General features: G+C 33.4%; 20 protein-coding genes and 5 tRNA genes. 23 read left to right on the top strand and 2 right to left on the bottom strand.

The window, feature by feature from the left end:
- Positions 1-25: 25 nt before the first annotated feature.
- Complete coding sequence (locus WH52_RS08345; RefSeq protein WP_086030640.1) at positions 26-736, bottom strand: LOG family protein; 711 nt, start codon at positions 734-736, stop codon at positions 26-28.
- Positions 737-849: 113 nt separating this feature from the next.
- Positions 850-3,672 (bottom strand): excinuclease ABC subunit UvrA, encoded by a 2,823-nt coding sequence (gene uvrA, locus WH52_RS08340; protein WP_086030489.1) that lies wholly within the window; start codon positions 3,670-3,672, stop codon positions 850-852.
- A 109-nt stretch (positions 3,673-3,781) separates the two neighbouring features.
- Here uvrA and WH52_RS08335 point away from each other — a divergent pair, with 109 nt between their 5' ends.
- The 23 genes from WH52_RS08335 to rpoB all read left to right on the top strand — a co-directional run bounded on the left by WH52_RS08335 (position 3,782) and on the right by rpoB (position 21,878).
- Positions 3,782-4,009 (top strand): PspC family transcriptional regulator, encoded by a 228-nt coding sequence (locus WH52_RS08335; protein ID WP_086030488.1) that lies wholly within the window; start codon positions 3,782-3,784, stop codon positions 4,007-4,009.
- Complete coding sequence (locus WH52_RS08330; RefSeq protein ID WP_086030487.1) at positions 4,006-5,010, top strand: potassium channel family protein; 1,005 nt, start codon at positions 4,006-4,008, stop codon at positions 5,008-5,010. Before WH52_RS08335 ends, WH52_RS08330 begins: the two co-directional genes overlap by 4 nt.
- Positions 5,011-5,910 carry an SDR family oxidoreductase gene (locus WH52_RS08325; protein WP_086030486.1) on the top strand — a complete coding sequence of 300 codons (900 nt, stop codon included), beginning with the start codon at positions 5,011-5,013 and terminating at the stop codon, positions 5,908-5,910. It abuts the gene before it with no gap.
- 88 nt (positions 5,911-5,998) lie between these two features.
- Entirely contained in the window at positions 5,999-7,579 is a 1,581-nt protein-coding gene (locus WH52_RS08320) for an alanine/glycine:cation symporter family protein (protein WP_086030485.1), read from the top strand.
- Positions 7,580-7,589: 10 nt separating this feature from the next.
- Entirely contained in the window at positions 7,590-8,495 is a 906-nt protein-coding gene (locus WH52_RS08315) for a ComEA family DNA-binding protein (RefSeq protein ID WP_086030484.1), read from the top strand.
- 33 nt (positions 8,496-8,528) lie between these two features.
- Positions 8,529-9,695 (top strand): acyl-CoA dehydrogenase family protein, encoded by a 1,167-nt coding sequence (locus WH52_RS08310; protein ID WP_086030483.1) that lies wholly within the window; start codon positions 8,529-8,531, stop codon positions 9,693-9,695.
- 272 nt (positions 9,696-9,967) lie between these two features.
- Positions 9,968-11,353, top strand: coding sequence for an alpha-amylase (locus WH52_RS08305; RefSeq protein WP_086030482.1), 1,386 nt, complete (start codon positions 9,968-9,970; stop codon positions 11,351-11,353).
- Between the two features lie 141 nt (positions 11,354-11,494).
- Positions 11,495-11,692, top strand: a complete 198-nt coding sequence (rpsU, locus tag WH52_RS08300; protein ID WP_086030481.1) for a 30S ribosomal protein S21 — start codon at positions 11,495-11,497, stop codon at positions 11,690-11,692.
- 80 nt (positions 11,693-11,772) lie between these two features.
- Positions 11,773-12,654, top strand: a complete 882-nt coding sequence (locus WH52_RS08295) for a tyrosine-type recombinase/integrase (protein ID WP_086030480.1) — start codon at positions 11,773-11,775, stop codon at positions 12,652-12,654.
- A gap of 13 nt (positions 12,655-12,667) precedes the next feature.
- Positions 12,668-12,976, top strand: a complete 309-nt coding sequence (locus WH52_RS08290; RefSeq protein ID WP_086030479.1) for an HPF/RaiA family ribosome-associated protein — start codon at positions 12,668-12,670, stop codon at positions 12,974-12,976.
- A gap of 99 nt (positions 12,977-13,075) precedes the next feature.
- Positions 13,076-13,149: transfer RNA gene (locus tag WH52_RS08285), tRNA-Thr, on the top strand.
- A gap of 41 nt (positions 13,150-13,190) precedes the next feature.
- Positions 13,191-13,273: transfer RNA gene (locus tag WH52_RS08280), tRNA-Tyr, on the top strand.
- Between the two features lie 22 nt (positions 13,274-13,295).
- Positions 13,296-13,368, top strand: a tRNA-Gly gene (locus WH52_RS08275).
- 12 nt (positions 13,369-13,380) lie between these two features.
- Positions 13,381-13,453 (top strand) — tRNA-Thr (locus WH52_RS08270).
- Between the two features lie 75 nt (positions 13,454-13,528).
- Positions 13,529-14,716 (top strand): elongation factor Tu, encoded by a 1,188-nt coding sequence (tuf, locus tag WH52_RS08265; protein ID WP_086030478.1) that lies wholly within the window; start codon positions 13,529-13,531, stop codon positions 14,714-14,716.
- A 60-nt stretch (positions 14,717-14,776) separates the two neighbouring features.
- Positions 14,777-14,849, top strand: a tRNA-Trp gene (locus tag WH52_RS08260).
- 54 nt (positions 14,850-14,903) lie between these two features.
- Complete coding sequence (gene secE, locus WH52_RS08255; RefSeq protein ID WP_086030477.1) at positions 14,904-15,101, top strand: preprotein translocase subunit SecE; 198 nt, start codon at positions 14,904-14,906, stop codon at positions 15,099-15,101.
- A gap of 3 nt (positions 15,102-15,104) precedes the next feature.
- A complete protein-coding gene (gene nusG, locus WH52_RS08250; protein ID WP_086030476.1) occupies positions 15,105-15,653 on the top strand; it encodes a transcription termination/antitermination protein NusG in 549 nt (182 codons plus the stop codon).
- Positions 15,654-15,717: 64 nt separating this feature from the next.
- Positions 15,718-16,158 carry a 50S ribosomal protein L11 gene (gene rplK / locus WH52_RS08245; protein ID WP_086030475.1) on the top strand — a complete coding sequence of 147 codons (441 nt, stop codon included), beginning with the start codon at positions 15,718-15,720 and terminating at the stop codon, positions 16,156-16,158.
- Between the two features lie 20 nt (positions 16,159-16,178).
- Positions 16,179-16,871 carry a 50S ribosomal protein L1 gene (rplA, locus tag WH52_RS08240; protein ID WP_086030474.1) on the top strand — a complete coding sequence of 231 codons (693 nt, stop codon included), beginning with the start codon at positions 16,179-16,181 and terminating at the stop codon, positions 16,869-16,871.
- A 21-nt stretch (positions 16,872-16,892) separates the two neighbouring features.
- Complete coding sequence (rplJ, locus tag WH52_RS08235; RefSeq protein WP_086030473.1) at positions 16,893-17,408, top strand: 50S ribosomal protein L10; 516 nt, start codon at positions 16,893-16,895, stop codon at positions 17,406-17,408.
- 46 nt (positions 17,409-17,454) lie between these two features.
- Positions 17,455-17,829 (top strand): 50S ribosomal protein L7/L12, encoded by a 375-nt coding sequence (gene rplL, locus WH52_RS08230; RefSeq protein WP_086030472.1) that lies wholly within the window; start codon positions 17,455-17,457, stop codon positions 17,827-17,829.
- A gap of 239 nt (positions 17,830-18,068) precedes the next feature.
- Positions 18,069-21,878: a DNA-directed RNA polymerase subunit beta gene (gene rpoB / locus WH52_RS08225; protein WP_086030471.1), complete on the top strand. Its 3,810-nt coding sequence runs from the start codon at positions 18,069-18,071 to the stop codon at positions 21,876-21,878.
- Positions 21,879-21,963 lie beyond the last annotated feature (85 nt).

Here is a 21,963-nt window from a genome sequence, read left to right as displayed (position 1 = left end):
TTAAATAAATTAAAGTGGTAACTTATTAGAAGTTAGGTTTTAATTGATATTTAGCATAGAATCGGTTAAAGTGTTCAACAGCTTCTTCAGCAGTATCTACAACTCTAAATAAGTTTAAATCTTCTGGACTAATATTTCCTTCTTCTAATAAAGTATTTTTAATCCAATCAATTAATCCTCCCCAAAATTTTCTTCCAACTAAAACGATAGGGAAACGTCCAATTTTCTTAGTCTGAATTAACGTGATTGCTTCGAAAAGTTCATCTAAAGTTCCAAAACCACCAGGCATTACAACAAAACCTTGAGAGTACTTAACAAACATTACTTTACGAACAAAGAAATAATCGAAGTTTAAGTTTTTATCATGATCAATCCAAGGATTGTCGTGTTGTTCAAAAGGTAATTCAATATTTAATCCTACTGAAGTTCCGTTACCTCGACGTGCTCCTTTATTACCAGCTTCCATAATTCCTGGCCCACCACCAGTAATTACTCCAAAACCATTTTGAGTTAATTGAAAAGCAACTTCTTCAGCTAATTTATAATATTCATGATCGGTTTTAGTACGTGCAGACCCAAAAATAGAAACACAAGGTCCTATTTTACTTAGTTTTTCATATCCTTCGACGAACTCAGACATGATTTTAAAAATAGCCCAAGAATCGTTAGTTTTTATTTCGTTCCAAGTTTTTGGTTGTAATTTTTCTTTTATTTTTCTGTCATCATTCGGACTCATACTCATAATTTTTTAAATTTTTACTACTAAGTTTTTTGCAAAAATTTCATTTTTTTGCAAGCCTGCTAATTTAGTGTTTTTTTTAAATAGAACTATATTTATGATTGCAAATTTTAAGCTAGCTCCTTCTTCAAAAACTTAGCAGTATAACTCGTTTTATGTTTCGCAACTTTTTCTGGAGTTCCAGTAGTAAGAACAGTTCCTCCTTTTTTTCCGCCTTCTAAACCAATATCAATAATATAGTCAGCAAGTTTTATTACATCTAAATTATGCTCTATAATTAAAACTGTATTTCCTTTGTCGGCTAGTTTATTTAATACATCCATTAGTACTCTAATGTCCTCGAAGTGTAATCCAGTAGTTGGTTCATCTAAAATATAAAAGGTATTTCCGGTATCTCTTTTAGATAATTCTGAAGCTAGTTTAATACGTTGTGCTTCTCCACCAGAAAGAGTAGTAGATTGCTGACCAAGTGTAATATATCCTAGACCAACGTCTTTAATAGTTTTTAATTTTCGGAATATCTTCGGAATGTGTTCAAAAAACTCAGTAGCTTCATTAATAGTCATGTTTAATACATCAGAAATTGATTTTCCTTTGTAACGAATTTCTAATGTTTCTCTATTAAAACGCTTTCCTTGACACGTTTCACATTCTACATGAACATCTGGTAAAAAGTTCATTTCAATTACACGAACACCACCTCCTTGACACGTTTCACAACGGCCACCTTTTACATTAAAACTAAATCGACCAGGTTTATAACCTCTAATAGATGCCTCAGGAGTTTTAGCAAACAAACTACGTATTTCACTAAAAACACCTGTATAAGTTGCAGGATTCGATCTTGGAGTTCTACCAATTGGCGATTGATCAATATCAATAACCTTATCTATATGCTCTAAACCTTCTATTTTTTTATAAGGCATTGGTTTTTTTACAGCTCTGTATATATGAGCGTTCAAAATAGGGTATAGCGTTTCGTTAATTAGTGTTGATTTTCCACTACCAGAAACTCCCGTAACACAAATCATTTTTCCTAAAGGAAATTCAACAGAAACATTTTTTAAGTTATTTCCAGAAGCACCAGAAAGTTTGATAATGTTACCGTTTCCTTCTCTTCTTTTTTTAGGAACTTCTATTTGTTTTCTTTTTGAAAGATAATCTGCCGTAAGCGTAGTATGAGATTTTAAATCTTCAAAAGTACCTTCACTCACGATTTCTCCACCATGTCTTCCTGCTCCAGGACCAATGTCTAAAACAAAATCAGCTTTTTTAATCATATCCTCGTCATGTTCTACGACTAAAACAGAATTTCCAACATCACGAAGCTTTACCAAGGAATCGATAAGTTTTTCATTGTCTCGTTGATGTAAACCAATACTAGGTTCATCTAAAATGTATAAAACTCCAACGAGTTGAGAACCAATTTGAGTAGCCAAACGAATACGTTGCGCTTCACCACCTGAAAGTGATTTTGAAGTTCGATCTAAGGTTAAATAATCTAAACCAACATCTAGTAGAAACTGAATACGAGTTCTAATTTCTTTTAAAATTTCTGAAGCGATTTTTAACTGCTTTTCAGAAAATTTATTTTCAATGTTTTTAAACCAGCTAGCTAATTCTAACACATCCATTTGTGCTAAATCACTAATGTTTTTATCGGTGATTTTAAAGTGAAGAGCTTCTTTTTTAAGTCTTTTTCCGTCACATGAAGAACATGAAACTTCATCCATAAAACCTTTTGCCCATCGTTTTATAGAAGAACTGTCAGAATTTTCATATTGACTTTGAATAAAAGTGTTAATCCCCTCAAAGTCTATTTCGTAATTGCGAGTAACGCCAAGGTTTTTAGATTCTACTGAAAATTTTTCTTTTCCACCTTGTAAAATAACCTCTAAAGCTTCTTTTGGAATTTTATGAATAGGATCGGTTAATTGAAATTCGTACCTATCAGCAATGGTTTGAAGTTGTTTGAAAATCCAGCTGCTTTTTTGTTCTCCAAGTGGAGCAATTCCACCACTTTTTATAGATTTTGAATCGTCAGGAATTACCTTTATAGGGTTGATTTCATTTGTGATTCCCAATCCGTTACAGCTTGGGCAGGCACCTTTTGGTGAGTTAAAAGAAAATGTATTAGGCTCTGGGTTTGGGTATGCAATTCCTGAAGTAGGACACATTAACTCTCTACTAAAATAACGTGGCTGATCTTCATCAACATCAATTACCATTAGAATATTATCTCCTGTATAGAGTGCGGTTTTAATGGTTTCCTCAATTCGTTTTTCTGCAGATGTATTTACAGCTAATCGATCGATTACAACTTCAATATCGTGAGTTTTATAACGGTCGAGTTTCATTCCTTTTTCAATTTCACGAATTTCTCCATCTACTCGAACACGAACAAAACCTTGTTTGGCAATTTGCTCAAATAATTCTCTGTAATGTCCTTTTCTCGATTTAATTAATGGAGCTAGAATAGCAATGCGTTTCCCTTCAAAATCTTTTAAAATAAGTTCTTTGATTTGCTCGTCTGAATAACTTACCATTTTTTCTCCTGTATTATAGGAATAAGCATCAGAAGCTCTTGAAAATAACAAACGAAGAAAATCGTAGATTTCGGTAATGGTTCCTACCGTAGATCGTGGACTTTTATTGGTAGTTTTTTGTTCAATAGAAATTACTGGTGAAAGACCATCAATCTTGTCTACATCTGGTCGTTCTAAACCTCCTAAAAACTGACGAGCATAGGCGGAAAAAGTTTCAATATAACGTCTTTGTCCTTCTGCATAAATAGTATCAAATGCTAGAGAAGACTTCCCGCTTCCACTTAAACCAGTAATAACTACTAGTTTTTCACGAGGAATCTTTACATCAATATTTTTTAAATTATGTGCTCTTGCACCGTAAACTTCAATATATTCTTGTTCTTTCAAACTCAAGTTTTTAGGAAAAGAGCAAATTTACCAAATTAGTATGTAATTTACAGTTCATGTTTATAACAAATAATACTATTTTGGTATCTTGCATTTAAAATAAGTTAAAATGAAATTTATTCATTCGGTTAGGCATTTTTTTGAACGTCATGGATTTAACGTTTCTTCAAGGTTTGCAGATAGATTAGGGATGAGAGCAACCAATGTTCGCTTATTCTTTATCTATATATCTTTTGTGACTGTAGGATTGTCGTTCGGATTGTATTTAACCTTGGCTTTTTTATTGCGTTTAAAAGATATGGTGTATACCAAAAGAACTTCGGTATTTGATTTATGATAAATGAAGTGTTAAAATCTAGATTGTATAAAGCAATTTTCTTTTCCGTTTTAATTTTAGGAATTGGAGTTGGAGGATATCTCTTTTTATTCGATTATTCGTTTATTGATGCTTTGTATATGACAATTATCACCATAACCACAATAGGTTTTGGAGAAGTTCATCCGTTTGGTGTGGGAGAGAAGATTTTTACAATTGGCTTAATATTATCGAGCTTATTTATTTTTGGTTATGCAGTGTCTTCATTTTCGGAATATTTAATAAGCGGACAGTTTTTTCATCAACTAAAAATTAAGAGAGTGCAAAAAAAAATAGAAGAGTTAGAAAATCACACGATTGTTTGTGGTTACGGAAGAAACGGAAAGCAAGCTATGGTTAAGCTTAAAAACTATAAGCAAAACTTTGTAGTTGTAGAAAAAAATAAAAATCGAATAAAAGAATTAGATGCTAACGGAATTTTGAATATTGAAGGAGATGCAACAAGTGATGAAATTCTTATTAGAGCAGGTATAGCAAAAGCAAATAGTTTGATAACAGCATTGCCTTCTGATGCCGATAATTTATTTGTTGTACTAACTGCAAAACAATTAAGTGGTAGGTGTAAAATTATAAGTAGGGCTTCTAATGAAACAACAGTAAACAAACTTAAAATCGCTGGAGCAGATAACGTAATTATGCCCGATAAATTAGGTGGTGCGCATATGGCTTCTTTAGTTGTTTCTCCTGATATAATAGAGTTTGTAGATCAATTAACTATTGACGGAGATGCAAACATGAACTTAGAAGAAATTTCGGTAGATAATCTTCCTGAAATGTACATTGGAAAAACAATTCTTGATTTAGATTTACGTAAAAAAACAGGATGTACGGTTATTGGTTTAAAAACTCCAGATCAGCAATATGTAATAAATCCTGAAGCATCTGTAAAGCTAGAAACAAATACTCATTTAATTGTATTAGGGAGATCAGAGCAAATAAAAAAACTAAGAGAATTATTTTAAATGGTTAAAATAGTAATTACTGGTAGTAATGGTTTATTAGGACAAACCTTATTAAACTTATTTTTAAAAGAAAAAGAAAAGTATACAATTATTGGTTTTTCGAGAGGAGGAAATAGAAGTGGTAGAACCGATTTTACTTTTGAGTCTATTGATATTATCGAAAAAGACAATTTACTAAGTACACTTAAAAAACATACTCCCGACGTAATAATAAATACGGCTGCAATGACCAATGTTGATGCTTGTGAAACTCAAAAAGAAGAGTGTAACAAACTTAATATTAATGTTGTTGAATATTTAAAGGAATATTGCGGAAATCATAAAACACATTTAGTTCATTTATCAACCGATTTTATTTTTGATGGAAAAAACGGACCTTACAAAGAAACAGATGCTCCCAACCCGCTAAGTCATTATGGAGTATCTAAGTTAAAGTCAGAAGAAGTTTTAACTAAATCAACAATCAATTATACCATTCTAAGAACAATATTAGTCTACGGAAAAGTATTCGATATGTCTAGAAATAATATTGTGCTATGGGTAAAAAAATCTTTAGAGCAAAACAGACAAATTACCATTGTAAACGATCAATATCGAATGCCTACGTATGTAGAAGAATTGGCAAAAGCTTGTAAAATAAGTATTGATCAAAAAGCTTTTGGTGTTTTCAATATTTCATCAAACACATTATTGAGTATTTATGAAATAGCTCAAGAGATAGCTGAAGTTTTTGGGCTGAACAAAGAATTAATAAAACCAATTTCTACAAAAACATTAAATCAAACAGCTCCAAGACCCTCAAAAACAGGTTTCGATTTAACTAAAACGAATACCGAATTAGATTTTTATCCAAAGTCGTTTAAAGAAGATTTATTACAATTTAAAGAAACCTTAACGTAAAAAACATATTTAACAGGCAAAACTTGTTAAAAGTGCAATTTTTTAAGATATTGCGCACAACTAATTCAAAATACACAAATAATTTATCATGAATAAAAGACTTCTTACGTTACTATTAATGATAGTACCGATGTTCACATTTGCCCAAGAAAAAGGTTTAGCAGAAAAAATAAATGAAGGTTTTCAACCAATAGCAGATGCTTGGGGGAGTTTTGTATTCTATCCTGTAAAATTAGGTGGAGGAGTAGAAATGCCTTTAGTAATAATTATGTTATTAGCAGCAGGTTTAATTTTTACCATATTGTTCAAGTTTGTTAATATTCGATTATTTCCAGTATCAATTAATATTGTAAGAGGAAAATATGATGATGTAGATCATGTTACATCTGGAGTTATGGCAGGGGATCCTACACCAGGAGGAGATGCTATAGAAACAATTAGAGTAGAAGGAGAAGAAGGAGAGGTGTCTCATTTCCAAGCATTAACGGCAGCTTTATCAGGAACAGTAGGTTTAGGTAATATTGCGGGGGTTGCAGTGGCATTATCTTTAGGTGGACCAGGAGCAACATTCTGGATGATTATGGCTGGTTTAATAGGGATGTCATCAAAATTTGTTGAATGTACTTTAGGTGTAAAGTATCGTGATGTTGGAGAAGACGGAACTATTTACGGTGGGCCAATGTATTATTTAAAGAAAGGTTTAGCTGATGTTGGTAAAAGCACTTTAGGTAAGGTATTAGCTGTGATTTTTGCAGTAATGGTAGTAGGAGGTTCTTTTGGTGGAGGAAATATGTTCCAAGCAAACCAAGCAGCTCAGCAGTTTACAAGTATGATTGGAGCTGATTCATTATCAGCGGCATTAGTTTTCGGGTTAATTATGGCAGCTTTAGTGGCTATTGTTATCATTGGAGGAATTAAAAGAATTGGTAATATCACAGAAAAGATTGTTCCTTTTATGGTAGGAATTTATTTTTTAGCGGCTATCGTTATTTTAGCAGCTAATTTCTCTCATATTGGTTCTGCATTTGGTCAAATTATAGACGGAGCATTTAATGCTAAAGGAATTTCTGGTGGATTATTAGGAGTGTTAATTATTGGTTTTCAAAGGGCAGCATTCTCTAACGAGGCAGGTGTTGGTTCAGCAGCAATTGCGCATTCAGCAGTAAAAACTAAGTATCCAGCTTCAGAAGGATTAGTGGCATTATTAGAGCCATTTATCGATACTGTAGTAGTTTGTACTATGACAGCTTTAGTAATTATTATTACAAACGGAGACGGAAGTATTATGACATACGGTGTAAAATCTCCAGATGGAGTTTTAGCAACATCTAAAGCATTTGCTTCAGTGATTCCTTGGTTTCCATATGTATTAACGTTAGCAGTAGTTTTATTTGCATTCTCTACGATGTTATCTTGGTCTTATTACGGATTACAAGGTTGGATGTTCTTATTCGGACGTTCTAAAGCTTCTGATTATGCATATAAAATCTTATTCTGTTTATTTGTAATTGTAGGTTCGGTTGCAAGTTTAGGAGCAGTTACAGATTTTTCTGATGCAATGATTTTTGCAATGGCTGTACCAAATGTAATAGGATTGTTCTTCTTATTCCCTAAAGTAAGAGAAGAATTATCTAAGTATCTTAAAGCAATTGGTGTTTTGAAAGCATAAAAACAACAATATGAAAATATTTAAATCCCATTTCTGGTATAACAAACGCCAAAGAAATGGGATTTTCTTTTTAATTCTACTCATCGTTGTTTTACAATTAGTGTATGTATTTGTAGATTTTTCTTCAGATTATATTATTGATACAAGTACAAAAGAGTTAAAACAATTTCAGGCTAAAATAGATAGTTTAAAGAAAATTGAAATTGAAAAGAGAAAACCTAGATTGTATCCTTTTAATCCCAATTTTATAACCGATTTTAAAGGATATCAATTAGGTATGTCTGTTGAAGAAATTGATAGATTACATAATTTTAGAAAACAGAATAAATATGTGAATTCAATAGAGGAGTTTCAAGAAATAACAAAAGTAAATGATAGTTTACTAGCTAAAATTTCACCATATTTTAAATTTCCAGATTGGGTTGTTAAGAAAAATAGAAGAAATAAAGAATTCAAAAAAGGAAACCAAGGAATAATTAAGGAAAAGGAATTAGAAAATAAAGAGATATGGATTAGTACAAACGATATCAATAAAGCAACTCAAAAAGACTTAGAAACTATTCAAGGAGTAGGAGAGGTTATCTCGAAAAGAATGCTAAAATATCGTAATAAGTTACAAGGATTTTCATTTGAAAGCCAACTTTACGAGGTGTGGAATTTAGAGAAAGAAACTGCCCAAAGAATCTTAAAAACATTTCGAATAATAAAGAAGCCTAAAATAAAAAAGGTAAATGTTAATACTGCTTCTTTCAAAGAATTGTTGAAGAATCCTTATATAGATTATGAGTTGTGTAAAAAAATATTTGACTACAGAGATGAGGTTGCAGAACTTCAAGATATTTCAGAATTAAGAAATATTAAAGATTTTCCGTTAGATAAATACAACAGAATAATCTTATATTTGGAAGCAAAATAAGCAAACAACAACAAATTCAATTATACAACCAACATGAATAGTATGTACTTCACAGAAGAACACGAAGCTTTTCGCCAAAGTTTTAAAGATTTTTTACAAAAAGAAGTAGTTCCTCATATAGATAAATGGGAAAAAGATGGAACAGTAGAACGTTTTATCTGGAAAAAGTTTGGAGAAATGGGGTATTTCGGGTTAAACCAACCTGAAGAATATGGCGGATTAGGATTAGACCTTTTTTATACAGTAATATTTTTAGAAGAATTACAAAAAGTAAATTCTGGTGGATTTGCAGCAAATATGTGGGCGCATGCTTATTTAGCAATGACACATCTTAATAAAGAAGGTGACGATAGAATTAAAAGAGAATACTTAACTCCAAGTATCGAAGGAGATAAAATTGGGTGTTTATGTATTACTGAGCCTTTTGGAGGTAGTGATGTTGCAGGAATGCGAACTACAGCTGTTAAAAAAGGAGATAAATACGTAATTAACGGATCAAAAACATTTATCACTAACGGAGTATATTCTGATTATTTAGTGGTAGCTGCAAAAACAAACCTAGAAGACAAACATAAAGGAATGAGTATTTTTATTATGGATAGAAATACTCCAGGAATCTCATCAACCAAATTAGATAAATTAGGCTGGAGAGCTTCAGATACTGCTGAAATAGCTTTCGATAATGTAGAAATTCCTGCTGAAAACTTAATGGGAGAAGAAGGAATGGGATTTCCTTATATAATGCAACATTTTGCTTTAGAACGTTTAGTCATGGGAATTAATGCTCATGCCCGTGCAGAATATGCGGTAGATTATGTTTTAGGGTATATGAAAGAAAGAGAAGCTTTTGGAAGAAGTTTGGATAAATTTCAAGCATTACGTCATAAAGTAGCAGAAATGGCAAGTAGAGTAGACATGTGTAGAGAATATAACTATTCTATTGCTAAAAGATTAAACGACGGTAACTACGTAGTAAAAGAAGCGAGTATGAGTAAGTTATTATCTACTAAAATGGCAGATGAAGTAATTTACGAGGCGTTACAATTATTGGGAGGTTATGGTTATATGGAAGAATATCCAATGGCGCGCTTATTAAGAGATAGTCGTTTAGGTCCGATTGGAGGAGGAACTTCTGAAATCTTAAAAGAGATTATCGCAAAAATGGTAATAGACAAGAAAGAATACAAGCCAGCTACCTAAAACTTTTTAGATTGGTTTTTTTGCGAAAATACATTTCTGTATCGCAAAAATGGTAATCGATAAATAAGAATATAAGCTAGCTACTTAAAAGCTGAAATACTGAAAATAAAAACTACTCAAACTTTGAGTGGTTTTTTTGTTAAAATCTGTTTTTTGAGAATAGATGTTTGATAATTTAATAAGTTTTCAACACGAAAACGTTTTCGTGTCTATATCGATTTCGTTATTTGTTAATCTCTTTTTAACTTCAAGAAATTTTAAAACAAATAACAATGAAAACCCTTCACAAAAAAGGTTGGTTTCTATTACCAATCATTATCATTTTTTTAGGATGTTCATCAGAAAATCAAGTTGAAGAACAGCTAAAAGCTAACACATTAAAAGAAGAATACAATGCTTCAGCAAGACCAGGATTAAAACCTATAGGTTCTGGTGTAATGATGCAAGCTTTTTATTGGGATGTTCCAGCAGGAGGAAACTGGTGGAATACCGTAAAAGATAAAGTGCAAGATTGGAGTGATGTAGGAATCGATGCAATTTGGTTGCCGCCAGCAACAAAAGCACAAAACGGAGCTTTGTCAATGGGGTATGATCCTTTCGATTATTTCGACTTCGGAAAGTACAACCAAATGGGTAGTGTAGAAACTCGTTTTGGTTCAGAAGATGAATTAAAAAATTTAATAAATAAAGCTCACGACGCTAAATTAAGTGTAATTGCAGATATTGTAATTAATCATAATAGTGGAGGAGCTAGTGAACTTAATCCTGTAAATAATCAAAATTATTGGACAAAGTTTACTCCTCTATCAGGTAAATTCCATAGGACATACAACGATTTTCACCCAAACCATAATCATGCAAGTGATACTGGAGTTTTTGGAGGATTCCCAGATTTATGTCACCATCAAGTAAGAGTTCAAAATGAATTATGGAAAAATCCAGAATCAGTAGCAAAGTATTATAAAAATGTAATAGGCTTTGACGGTTGGCGTTTCGATTATGTAAAAGGATTTGAACCTTGGGTTGTAAAGGATTGGAAAAATGAAGTAGGTGGATTTACAGTTGGTGAGTACTGGGATGGAAATGCAGGTACTTTAGATTGGTGGTCTGGTCAAGCAGAAGCAAGTGCATTTGATTTTGCTTGTTATTATAGAATGAAAGATGCTTTCGACGGAAATAACTTAAATAAATTAAATGATGATATGTTAATTAAAAGAAACGCAAATAGAGCAGTGACTTTTGTAACAAATCATGATACTAATGAAATCTATCACGGAAAAATGTTGGCATATGCATACATTTTAACTCACGAAGGATATCCAACAATATTCTATAGAGATTATGAAGAATGGTTAAATAAAGAACGTTTAAATAATTTAATTTGGATTCATAATAATTTAGCAGGAGGAAGTACAAGTGTATTGTATACAGATAATGATGAATATGTTGCTAAAAGAAATGGGTATAATAACTCTGGTTTAGTTGTGTATATTAATAATGCAAATCATTGGCAAGAACGTTGGATAGAAACGAATTGGTCTAATACGCGTATAAAAGATTATACAGGGCATTCTAATTGGGAACCAGTTACTCAAGGAGGTCGTTGGGTTAAAATTCAAGTGCCGCCAAAAAGCTATTCTGTATGGGCGCCAAAATAATTTGAATATTTAATTGCTCATTTAAAAACTCTCCGTATCTTTGCAGTCCAAAAAATAATAATAACAAGTTGTTGGTTTTCAATAATAAAAAACGAATAGCTGTAAAATATAAAAGACTACAATGAAAGGAGGTGCAAACATATGTTAATCATTCCAGTAAAAGAAGGAGAGAATATCGATAGAGCGTTAAAACGTTATAAGCGTAAATTCAGTAACACTAAAACGTTAAGACAATTACGTGAGAGAAAACATTTCACGAAGCCGTCTGTAGCGAAAAGAGCTGAGAGAATCAAAGCATCTTACGTTCAAAGATTAAGAACACAAGAAGAATTAGGGTAATAATAATTCTTTTTAAGATACAAAATCCTGCATTTTTAAATGCAGGATTTTTTGTTGTTTAAAATGTTTAATTTTGAAATATGTTGATAGACGCTTTTATAGATTACTTAAGTTTTGAAAAAAAATATTCTAAGCATACCATTTTAGCTTATGAAAAAGATTTACTAGCGTTTAAAGATTTTTGTGAAGTAGAATATGATCAGACTGATATTGAAAACATTCATTACAATCAAATACGAACATGGATTGTTAGTTTGGTAAATCAGAACATTTCCAATAGATCGATAAATAGAAAAGTAAGTTCACTTAAATCTTTTTATAAATTCTTGTTGAAGATAGGGGAGATTAAAATAAATCCTTTAGCAAAACATAAATCACTTAAAACAGAAAAGAAAATTCAAGTTCCTTTTACAGTAAAAGAATTAGAAGATATATTCGAGTTAACTCAAGAAAACTCATTCGAAGATATTAGAAATCGTTTAGTTATTGAGTTATTATATAGTACGGGTATAAGAAGAGCTGAATTAATTAATATAAAAGAAAGAGATATTAATTATTACGATAATACCATAAAAGTCTTAGGGAAAAGAAATAAAGAACGATTTGTAGTTTTGTTAGATACTGTAAAACAAATACTTTTAAAGTATTTAGAATTTAAAAAACAAATTAAAACCAATGCAGAAGAATTATTAGTAACTGAAAAAGGAGTTAAACTATACGAAACACTTGTTTACAGAATAATAAATTCGTACTTTAGTAGGGTGTCTACAAAGGTAAAAAGGAGTCCGCATATGTTACGTCATACATTTGCAACACATTTACTAAATAACGGCGCATCTTTAAATACGGTTAAAGAATTACTAGGGCATTCAAGTTTAGCCTCAACCCAAGTCTATACACATAATAGCTTGGAACAACTCAAACAAGTGTATAATAAGACTCACCCTAGAGAGTCTACCTAAAAATTGTAAGATTATGAAGGTGTTCACACAATCAATAAACTTCACAGCAGACGTTAAATTATTAGACTACATTGAAAAGAAAGTAGGAGGGTTAGAAAAATTTCATGACAAGATTGTAGATGCTGAGGTCTTTTTAAAAGTTCAAAAAACAAGTGAGAAAGAAAATAAAATTACTGAGATAAAAATAAATATTCCAGGAAACGAATTAATGGTAAAAAAACAATACAAAACCTTCGAAGAAGGGGTTAGTGTTGGTATTGAGTCGCTAAAAAGACAACTTAAAAAATCAAAAGAAAAGATGCGAGATTCAGTAGTCTCATAAAAACAAATAAAAATTTATCAAAAAAGTTTTAGAAATTCGAAATTACTTTTTACATTTGCAGTCCGTTAGAAATAGCGGATTGTTTTTTTATAAACAACAGCCGATATAGCTCAGCTGGCTAGAGCAGCTGATTTGTAATCAGCAGGTCGTGGGTTCGAGTCCCTCTATCGGCTCAAAAAAACAAAAGTTCATTAAAATATTATAAGATTTTATCGGGGAGATTCCAGAGCGGCCAAATGGGACGGACTGTAACTCCGTTGTCTTTCGACTTCGCAGGTTCGAATCCTGCTCTCCCCACTAAATCTTAAAGAATTTTATTGCGGGAGTAGCTCAGTTGGTAGAGCGTCAGCCTTCCAAGCTGAATGTCGCCGGTTCGAACCCGGTCTCCCGCTCTAAACTTTACCGCCGACATAGCTCAGTTGGTAGAGCGCATCCTTGGTAGGGATGAGGTCACGGGTTCAAATCCCGTTGTTGGCTCTATTTTAGAGCTTGTTTAAAGAGAGTTTTAAAATAACACTAAATATATTTAACTAAGAATTAAAATTAATAATCATGGCAAAAGCAACTTATGATCGTTCGAAGCCACACTTAAACGTTGGTACTATCGGTCACGTAGATCACGGTAAGACTACATTGACTGCTGCTATTACTAAAGTATTAGCTGACGCAGGATATTCTGAGCAAAGAGATTTTGATCAAATCGATAACGCTCCAGAAGAAAAAGAAAGAGGTATTACAATTAACTCTTCTCACGTAGAGTACGCAACAGCTAACCGTCACTACGCACACGTTGACTGTCCTGGTCACGCGGATTACGTAAAGAACATGGTAACTGGAGCTGCGCAAATGGATGGTGCTATCTTAGTAGTAGCTGCTACAGATGGTCCAATGCCACAAACTCGTGAGCACATCTTATTAGGTCGTCAGGTTGGAATTCCACGTATCGTTGTTTTCTTAAACAAAGTTGATATGGTTGACGATGAGGAGTTATTAGAGTTAGTAGAAATGGAAGTTAGAGATTTATTATCTTTCTATGAGTATGATGGAGATAATGGTCCTGTAGTAATGGGTTCTGCTTTAGGTGCTTTAAACGGAGAGCAAAAGTGGGTAGATACAGTTTTAGAATTAATGGAAGCTGTTGATACTTGGATTGAAGAGCCACCAAGAGATACTGAAAAAGATTTCTTAATGCCAATCGAAGATGTATTCTCTATTACTGGTCGTGGTACAGTAGCAACTGGACGTATCGAAACTGGTATCATCAATTCTGGAGATCCTGTAGAGATCATCGGTATGGGTGAAGAGAAATTAACTTCTACTGTAACTGGTATCGAAATGTTCCGTCAAATCTTAGATAGAGGTGAGGCTGGAGATAACGCAGGTATCTTATTAAGAGGTATTGACAAGACTGATATCAAGAGAGGAATGGTAATCTGTAAGCCAGGTTCTATTACTCCACACGCTAAGTTCAAGGCTGAGGTGTATATCTTAAAGAAAGAAGAAGGTGGACGTCACACTCCATTCCACAACAACTACCGTCCACAGTTCTACGTGCGTACAACTGACGTAACTGGTAACATCGCTTTACCTGACGGAGTAGAAATGGTAATGCCTGGTGATAACTTAACTATTACTGTAGACTTAATCCAACCTATCGCATTAAACGTAGGTTTACAGTTCGCTATCCGTGAAGGAGGTAGAACAGTAGGAGCTGGTCAGGTAACTGAGATTTTAGACTAATTACAGTTCTAATATAAAAAAATAAGGAGTCTCTTTAATGAGACTCCTTTAAAATGAAATACGGGTTTAGCTCAGTTGGTAGAGCACTGGTCTCCAAAACCAGGTGTCGGGAGTTCGAGTCTCTCAACCCGTGCAAATTTAAAGCGAGTTGTAGTTTTTTACTGCAACTCGTTAAAAGGATTAAAACATGAACAACTTTATACAATACATCAAAGATTCTTTCGAAGAGTTAAATACTAACATGACGTGGATTTCTCGTGAAGAAGCTCAAAAGTCAACAGTAGTAGTAGCTGCTTTTACAATTGCATTTGCTTTAGCTGTAGCAGCAATTGATAAAGTTTTTCAAACAGGATTAGATAACTTTTTCGAAATGTTTAATAACTAGGTTATGGCTGATTCGGTGATGAAGTGGTATGTGGTTAGGGCAATTGGAGGTCAAGAAAATAAGGTGAAGACTTATATCGAGACTGAAATTTCGCGTTTAGGATTATCAGACTTTGTTGGTCAAGTAATCGTTCCTACCGAAAAAGTTATTCAAATAAGAAATGGGAAAAAAATTAACAGAGAGCGTGTTTATTTTCCTGGTTATGTAATGGTAGAAGCTAATTTAGCTGGTGAAGTTCCTCACGTAATTAAATCTGTAACTGGTGTTATAGGTTTCTTAGGAGAAACTAAAGGAGGAGATCCTGTGCCAATGCGTAAATCAGAAGTTAACCGTATGTTAGGTAAGGTTGACGAGCTTTCTGTAAAAGATGAAAATGTTGTTATACCTTACTCGGTTGGAGAAACTGTAAAAGTAATCGACGGACCATTTAATGGTTTCGATGGTACTATTGAAAAGGTTAACGAAGAGAAACGTAAGTTAGAAGTAATGGTTAAAATTTTCGGAAGAAAAACTCCATTAGAACTAAATTACATGCAAGTAGAGAAAATTTAATTGTTACACCTATAGAAATTGTGTTTTTAGCTTCCATTTTAAACACAATATTAAATTTTAAACAATGGCAAAAGAAGTAAGTAAATTAGTTAAACTACAAGTTAGGGGAGGTGCTGCGAATCCGTCGCCACCAGTTGGACCCGCTTTAGGTGCTGCCGGTGTTAACATCATGGAGTTCTGTAAGCAATTTAATGCTCGTACACAGGACAAACAAGGTAAAGTTTTACCAGTTGTTATTACTGTTTATACAGACAAATCTTTCGAGTTTGTTGTAAAAACACCACCAGCTGCAGTACAATTACTAGAAGCGGCCAAAATTAAAAAAGGTTCTGGAGAACCAAATAGAAAGAAAGTAGCAAGTGTTACTTGGGATCAAATTCGTGGAATTGCAGAAGACAAGATGGTAGATATGAATGCCTTCAAAGTAGAATCTGCAATGAGAATGATCGCTGGTACAGCTCGCTCTATGGGATTAACAGTAACAGGTGATGCTCCTGCTGAGTAAACTTAAAAGCAATTTAGAACATGGCAAGATTGACTAAAAAACAAAAAGAAGCTCGTGCTAAAGTTGATAGCTCTAAAGTTTACAATTTAAGCGAAGCATCAGCTTTAGTAAAAGAAATTACAAATGTAAAATTTGATGCATCTGTAGATTTAGCAGTGCGTTTAGGAGTAGATCCTCGTAAAGCTAATCAAATGGTACGTGGAGTTGTAACATTACCTCACGGAACTGGTAAAGATGTAAAAGTTTTAGCATTAGTTACTCCAGATAAAGAAGCAGAAGCTAAAGAAGCTGGTGCTGATTATGTTGGATTAGATGAATACCTTCAAAAAATTAAAGGAGGTTGGACAGATGTAGATGTTATTATTACTATGCCATCTGTAATGGGTAAATTAGGTCCTTTAGGACGTGTGTTAGGTCCTCGTGGTTTAATGCCAAACCCAAAGACAGGTACAGTAACTATGGACGTTGCAAAAGCTGTTAAAGAAGTAAAAGCTGGTAAGATTGACTTTAAAGTTGATAAAACTGGTATCGTGCATGCTGCAATCGGTAAAGCATCTTTTGGTGCAGATAAGATTGAAGAAAATGCAAATGAGTTATTACAAACACTTATTAAATTAAAGCCAACAGCGGCAAAAGGAACTTATATTAAGAGTATATTCATGTCTTCTACTATGAGTCCTTCTGTAGCTATAGATGTAAAATCTGTATCGTAAGGCAGTTAAAACTTTTCAATTATGACTAGAGAAGAAAAATCACAAGTAATTCAAGATTTAACAGCACAATTAGCAGATACTAATACTATCTATTTAGCAGATATTTCTGGTTTAGATGCTATTACTACATCTAACTTACGTAGAGCTTGTTTTAAAGCTAACGTAGAATTGGCTGTTGTTAAGAACACATTGCTTGCTAAAGCAATGGAAGCTTCTGATAAAGACTTTGGAGACTTACCAAGTACATTAAAAGGTAATACTTCATTAATGATTGCTGAGGCTGGTAATGCACCTGCTAAAGTAATTAAAGAGTTCCGTAAAAAATCAGAGAAGCCTTTATTAAAAGGTGCATTTGTAGAGGAAGCTATTTACGTAGGAGATGATCAATTAGACGCTCTTGTAAATATCAAATCTAGAGAGGAACTTATTGGAGATATTATTACATTATTACAATCGCCTGCTAAGAATGTTATTTCAGGATTACAATCAGGAGGTAGTAAGTTATCTGGTATCTTAAAGACATTATCAGAAAAATAAAAAAGCGCACTAATAAACTAAAATAAAAATTTAAAAAACAAGTAAAATGGCAGATTTAAAAGATTTCGCAGAACAATTAGTTAACTTAACAGTAAAAGAAGTTAATGAATTAGCAGATATTTTAAAAGAAGAGTACGGTATTGAGCCAGCAGCAGCAGCTGTAGCAGTAGCAGGACCTGCAACAGGTGGTGGTGATGCAGCTGAGGAGAAGACTGAGTTTGACGTAATCTTAAAAGCAGCAGGAGGTTCTAAATTAGCAGTTGTAAAATTAGTTAAGGAATTAACTGGTTTAGGATTAAAAGAAGCTAAAGGAATCGTTGATAGCGCACCAGCTCCAGTAAAAGAAGGAGTTTCTAAAGATGAGGCTGAAGGATTAAAGAAGTCTTTAGAAGAAGCAGGAGCAGAGGTAGAGTTAAAATAAGCTCACTCTCCCGAGTTTAACATCGGGAAAAAACAATAAAGGTTTAGGTATTAGAAACTTAGGTTTCTAAGCCTAAACCATTTTGTGTATATATTCGTTCGTTATTTTAGTGACCATATTTTAAGTTTACTAATTCGATTATATATAGCTGATATTCAGTCAGTAATAGCAATAAAAATTGCGGTATTGAACCTATAGGTTTCAAAAAAAATATTTTTAATTTAAAAATAGTATCTCTTTTGGCAACGATAAACACTACTGAAAGAATTAACTTTGCATCTTCTCGTTTAGGAGCAGATTATCCTGATTTCTTAGATATTCAGGTAAAATCATTCCAAGACTTTTTCCAGTTACAAACTAAAGCAGAAGAGCGAGGTGAAGAAGGTTTATACAAAACCTTCATGGACAACTTTCCAATTACCGATACGCGTAACCAATTCGTATTAGAGTTTTTAGACTATTTCGTAGACCCACCAAGATATAGCATTCAAGAATGTATTGAGCGTGGATTAACACATAGTGTACCATTAAAAGCTCGTTTAAAGTTATACTGTACCGATCCAGAACACGAAGATTTCGAAACAATCGTTCAAGACGTGTACTTAGGTACAATTCCTTATATGACAAACTCAGGTACCTTCATTATTAATGGTGCAGAAAGAGTTGTTGTATCACAATTACACCGTTCACCAGGTGTATTCTTCGGACAATCATTCCACGCTAATGGAACAAAACTTTACTCAGCCAGAGTAATTCCATTTAAAGGATCTTGGATTGAATTTGCTACCGACATCAATCAGGTTATGTATGCCTATATTGATAGAAAGAAAAAATTACCAGTAACAACATTATTCAGAGCCATAGGTTTTGAAAGAGATAAAGATATTTTAGAAATTTTTGATTTAGCTGAAGAAGTAAAAGTTTCAAAAGCTGGATTAAAGAAAGTATTAGGGCGAAAGTTAGCTGCAAGAGTATTAAAAACATGGCACGAAGATTTCGTAGATGAAGATACAGGAGAAGTAGTATCGATTGAGCGTAACGAAATCATTTTCGACCGTGATACAATTTTAGACAAAGAACACATTGATGAAATAATCGAGGCAGGTGCAAAAACTATCTTACTTCATAAGGAAGATAATCACATGGCAGATTATGCAATCATTCACAATACATTACAAAAAGATCCTACAAACTCTGAAAAAGAGGCTGTAGAACATATCTATAGACAATTACGTAATGCTGAACCGCCAGATGAGGAAACTGCAAGAGGAATTATTGATAAATTATTCTTCTCTGAGCAACGTTATAACTTAGGTGAGGTAGGACGTTTTAGAATGAATACGAAACTTGGTTTAAATGAAGATATAGACCAAAAAGTATTAACTAAGAACGATATCATTACTATTATCAAATACTTAATTGAGTTAATCAATTCTAAGGCAGAAGTAGATGATATCGATCACTTATCTAACCGTCGTGTTAGAACTGTTGGTGAGCAATTAGCAGGTCAATTTGGTGTAGGTTTAGCTCGTATGGCACGTACAATTCGTGAAAGAATGAATGTTCGTGACAACGAAGTATTTACTCCAATCGACTTAATTAACGCTAAGACTTTATCATCAGTAATTAACTCATTCTTTGGTACGAACCAGTTATCTCAGTTTATGGATCAAACAAATCCATTAGCAGAGATTACTCATAAGCGTCGTTTATCGGCATTAGGACCTGGAGGTTTATCAAGAGAAAGAGCAGGATTCGAGGTACGTGATGTTCACTATACACACTATGGTCGTTTATGTCCTATTGAAACTCCTGAAGGACCAAACATTGGTCTTATCTCATCTTTAGCAGTATTCGCTAAAGTTAATAACTTAGGATTCATTGAAACTCCATATAAGAAAGTAGAAAATGGAGTAGTTGCAAATGAAGAACCTATTTATTTATCTGCAGAAGAGGAAGAAGGTATGAAGATTGCACAATCTAACTTACCTATTAATGAAGATGGATCTTTCGGAACAGATAGAGTTATTGCTCGTGAAGAAGGTGATTTCCCAGTTGAAACTCCTGAGGCTATTAATTATATGGACGTTGCTCCAAACCAAATAGCTTCTATTTCAGCTTCGTTAATTCCGTTCTTAGAGCATGATGATGCGAACCGTGCATTAATGGGATCGAACATGATGCGTCAAGCAGTTCCATTATTACGTCCAGAGTCTCCAATTGTTGGTACAGGTTTAGAGCGTAGAGTAGCAAAAGATTCTCGTATCTTAATCAATGCTGAAGGAGCAGGTACAGTACAGTACGTAGATGCAAATAAAATTACAATTAAGTATGACAGAACTGAAGAAGAGCGAATGGTTAGCTTCGATTCAGATGAAAAATCATATGACTTAATTAAATTTAGAAAAACTAACCAAGGTACTAACATTAACTTAAAGCCAATCGTAAAAGTTGGAGACAGAGTTGAAGAAGGTCAAGTACTATGTGAAGGATATGCTACTCAAAAAGGAGAGCTTGCTTTAGGTAGAAACATGAAAGTAGCCTTCATGCCTTGGAAAGGATATAACTTCGAGGATGCGATTGTAATTTCTGAGCGTGTAGTACGTGAAGATATCTTTACATCGATCCATATTGATGAGTATTCTTTAGATGTTCGTGATACTAAATTAGGAGCAGAAGAATTAACAAATGATATTCCTAACGTTTCTGAAGAGGCTACAAAAGACTTAGATGAAAATGGAATGATTAGAATTGGAGCAGAAGTGAATCCTGGTGATATCTTAATTGGTAAGATTACACCAAAAGGAGAATCTGACCCAACTCCAGAAGAAAAATTATTAAGAGCTATCTTCGGTGATAAAGCAGGTGATGTAAAAGATGCATCATTAAAAGCTTCTCCATCATTAAGAGGAGTAGTAATTGATAAGAAATTATTTAAGAGAGCGGTAAAAGATAAGAACAAACGTGCAAGAGATAAAGAAGCTATTGCAGCTTTAGAAGCATCTTATGTATCTAAATTCGAAGACTTAAAAGACCGTTTAGTAGAAAAGTTATTCACTTTAGTTACAGGTAAAACATCTCAAGGTGTATTTAACGATTTAGGGGAGGAAGTATTACCAAAAGGTAAGAAGTTCACTCAAAAGATGTTAAACTCTGTTGATGACTTTACACACTTAAGTGGAACTTGGACTACTGATAAAGATTTAAATAAATTAGTAGTAGAATTAGTTCACAACTATAAAATTAAAGTAAACGACTTACAAGGTATGTTACGTCGTGAGAAGTTTACTATTTCTGTAGGAGACGAATTACCATCAGGTATCTTAAAATTAGCTAAAATTTACATTGCTAAAAAGCGTAAATTAAAAGTTGGTGATAAGATGGCAGGACGTCACGGTAACAAAGGTATTGTTGCTAAGATTGTACGTGCTGAGGATATGCCATTCTTAGAAGATGGTACACCTGTAGATATCGTATTAAACCCATTAGGGGTACCATCTCGTATGAACATTGGTCAGATTTATGAAACTGTACTTGGATGGGCAGGTCAAAAATTAGATCAAAAATATGCAACTCCAATTTTCGATGGAGCTAACATTGACGAGATCAATGCTTTAACAGACGAAGCAGGTATTCCTCGTTATGGTCATACATACTTATATGATGGAGGTACAGGTAAACGTTTCGATCAACCTGCAACGGTAGGAGTAATTTATATGATTAAGTTAGGACACATGATTGAAGATAAGATGCACGCGCGTTCTATTGGTCCTTACTCATTAATTACACAACAGCCATTAGGAGGTAAAGCACAGTTTGGAGGTCAGCGTTTCGGAGAAATGGAGGTATGGGCACTTGAAGCATATGGTGCATCAAGTATCTTAAGAGAAATCTTAACTGTTAAGTCCGATGACGTATTAGGTAGAGCAAAAACTTACGAGTCTATCGTTAAAGGAGAAGCAATGCCAGAACCAGGTTTACCAGAATCATTTAACGTATTAATGCACGAACTTAAAGGTTTAGGATTAGACGTTAGGTTAGAAGAATAAGCACAGTGAAATGTCTCAGGGTTTAGGCTCTGAGGCAAATCATTTTTTCAATAGCAGTCTTTTTAAAAGGCTATTTTCAATTATA

Source organism: Tenacibaculum holothuriorum (assembly GCF_002120225.1).
Taxonomy (GTDB): Bacteria; Bacteroidota; Bacteroidia; order Flavobacteriales; family Flavobacteriaceae; genus Polaribacter; species Polaribacter holothuriorum.
The sequence above is the reverse complement of the archived record's forward strand: the minus strand, read 5'-3'. Positions and strand labels throughout refer to the sequence as shown.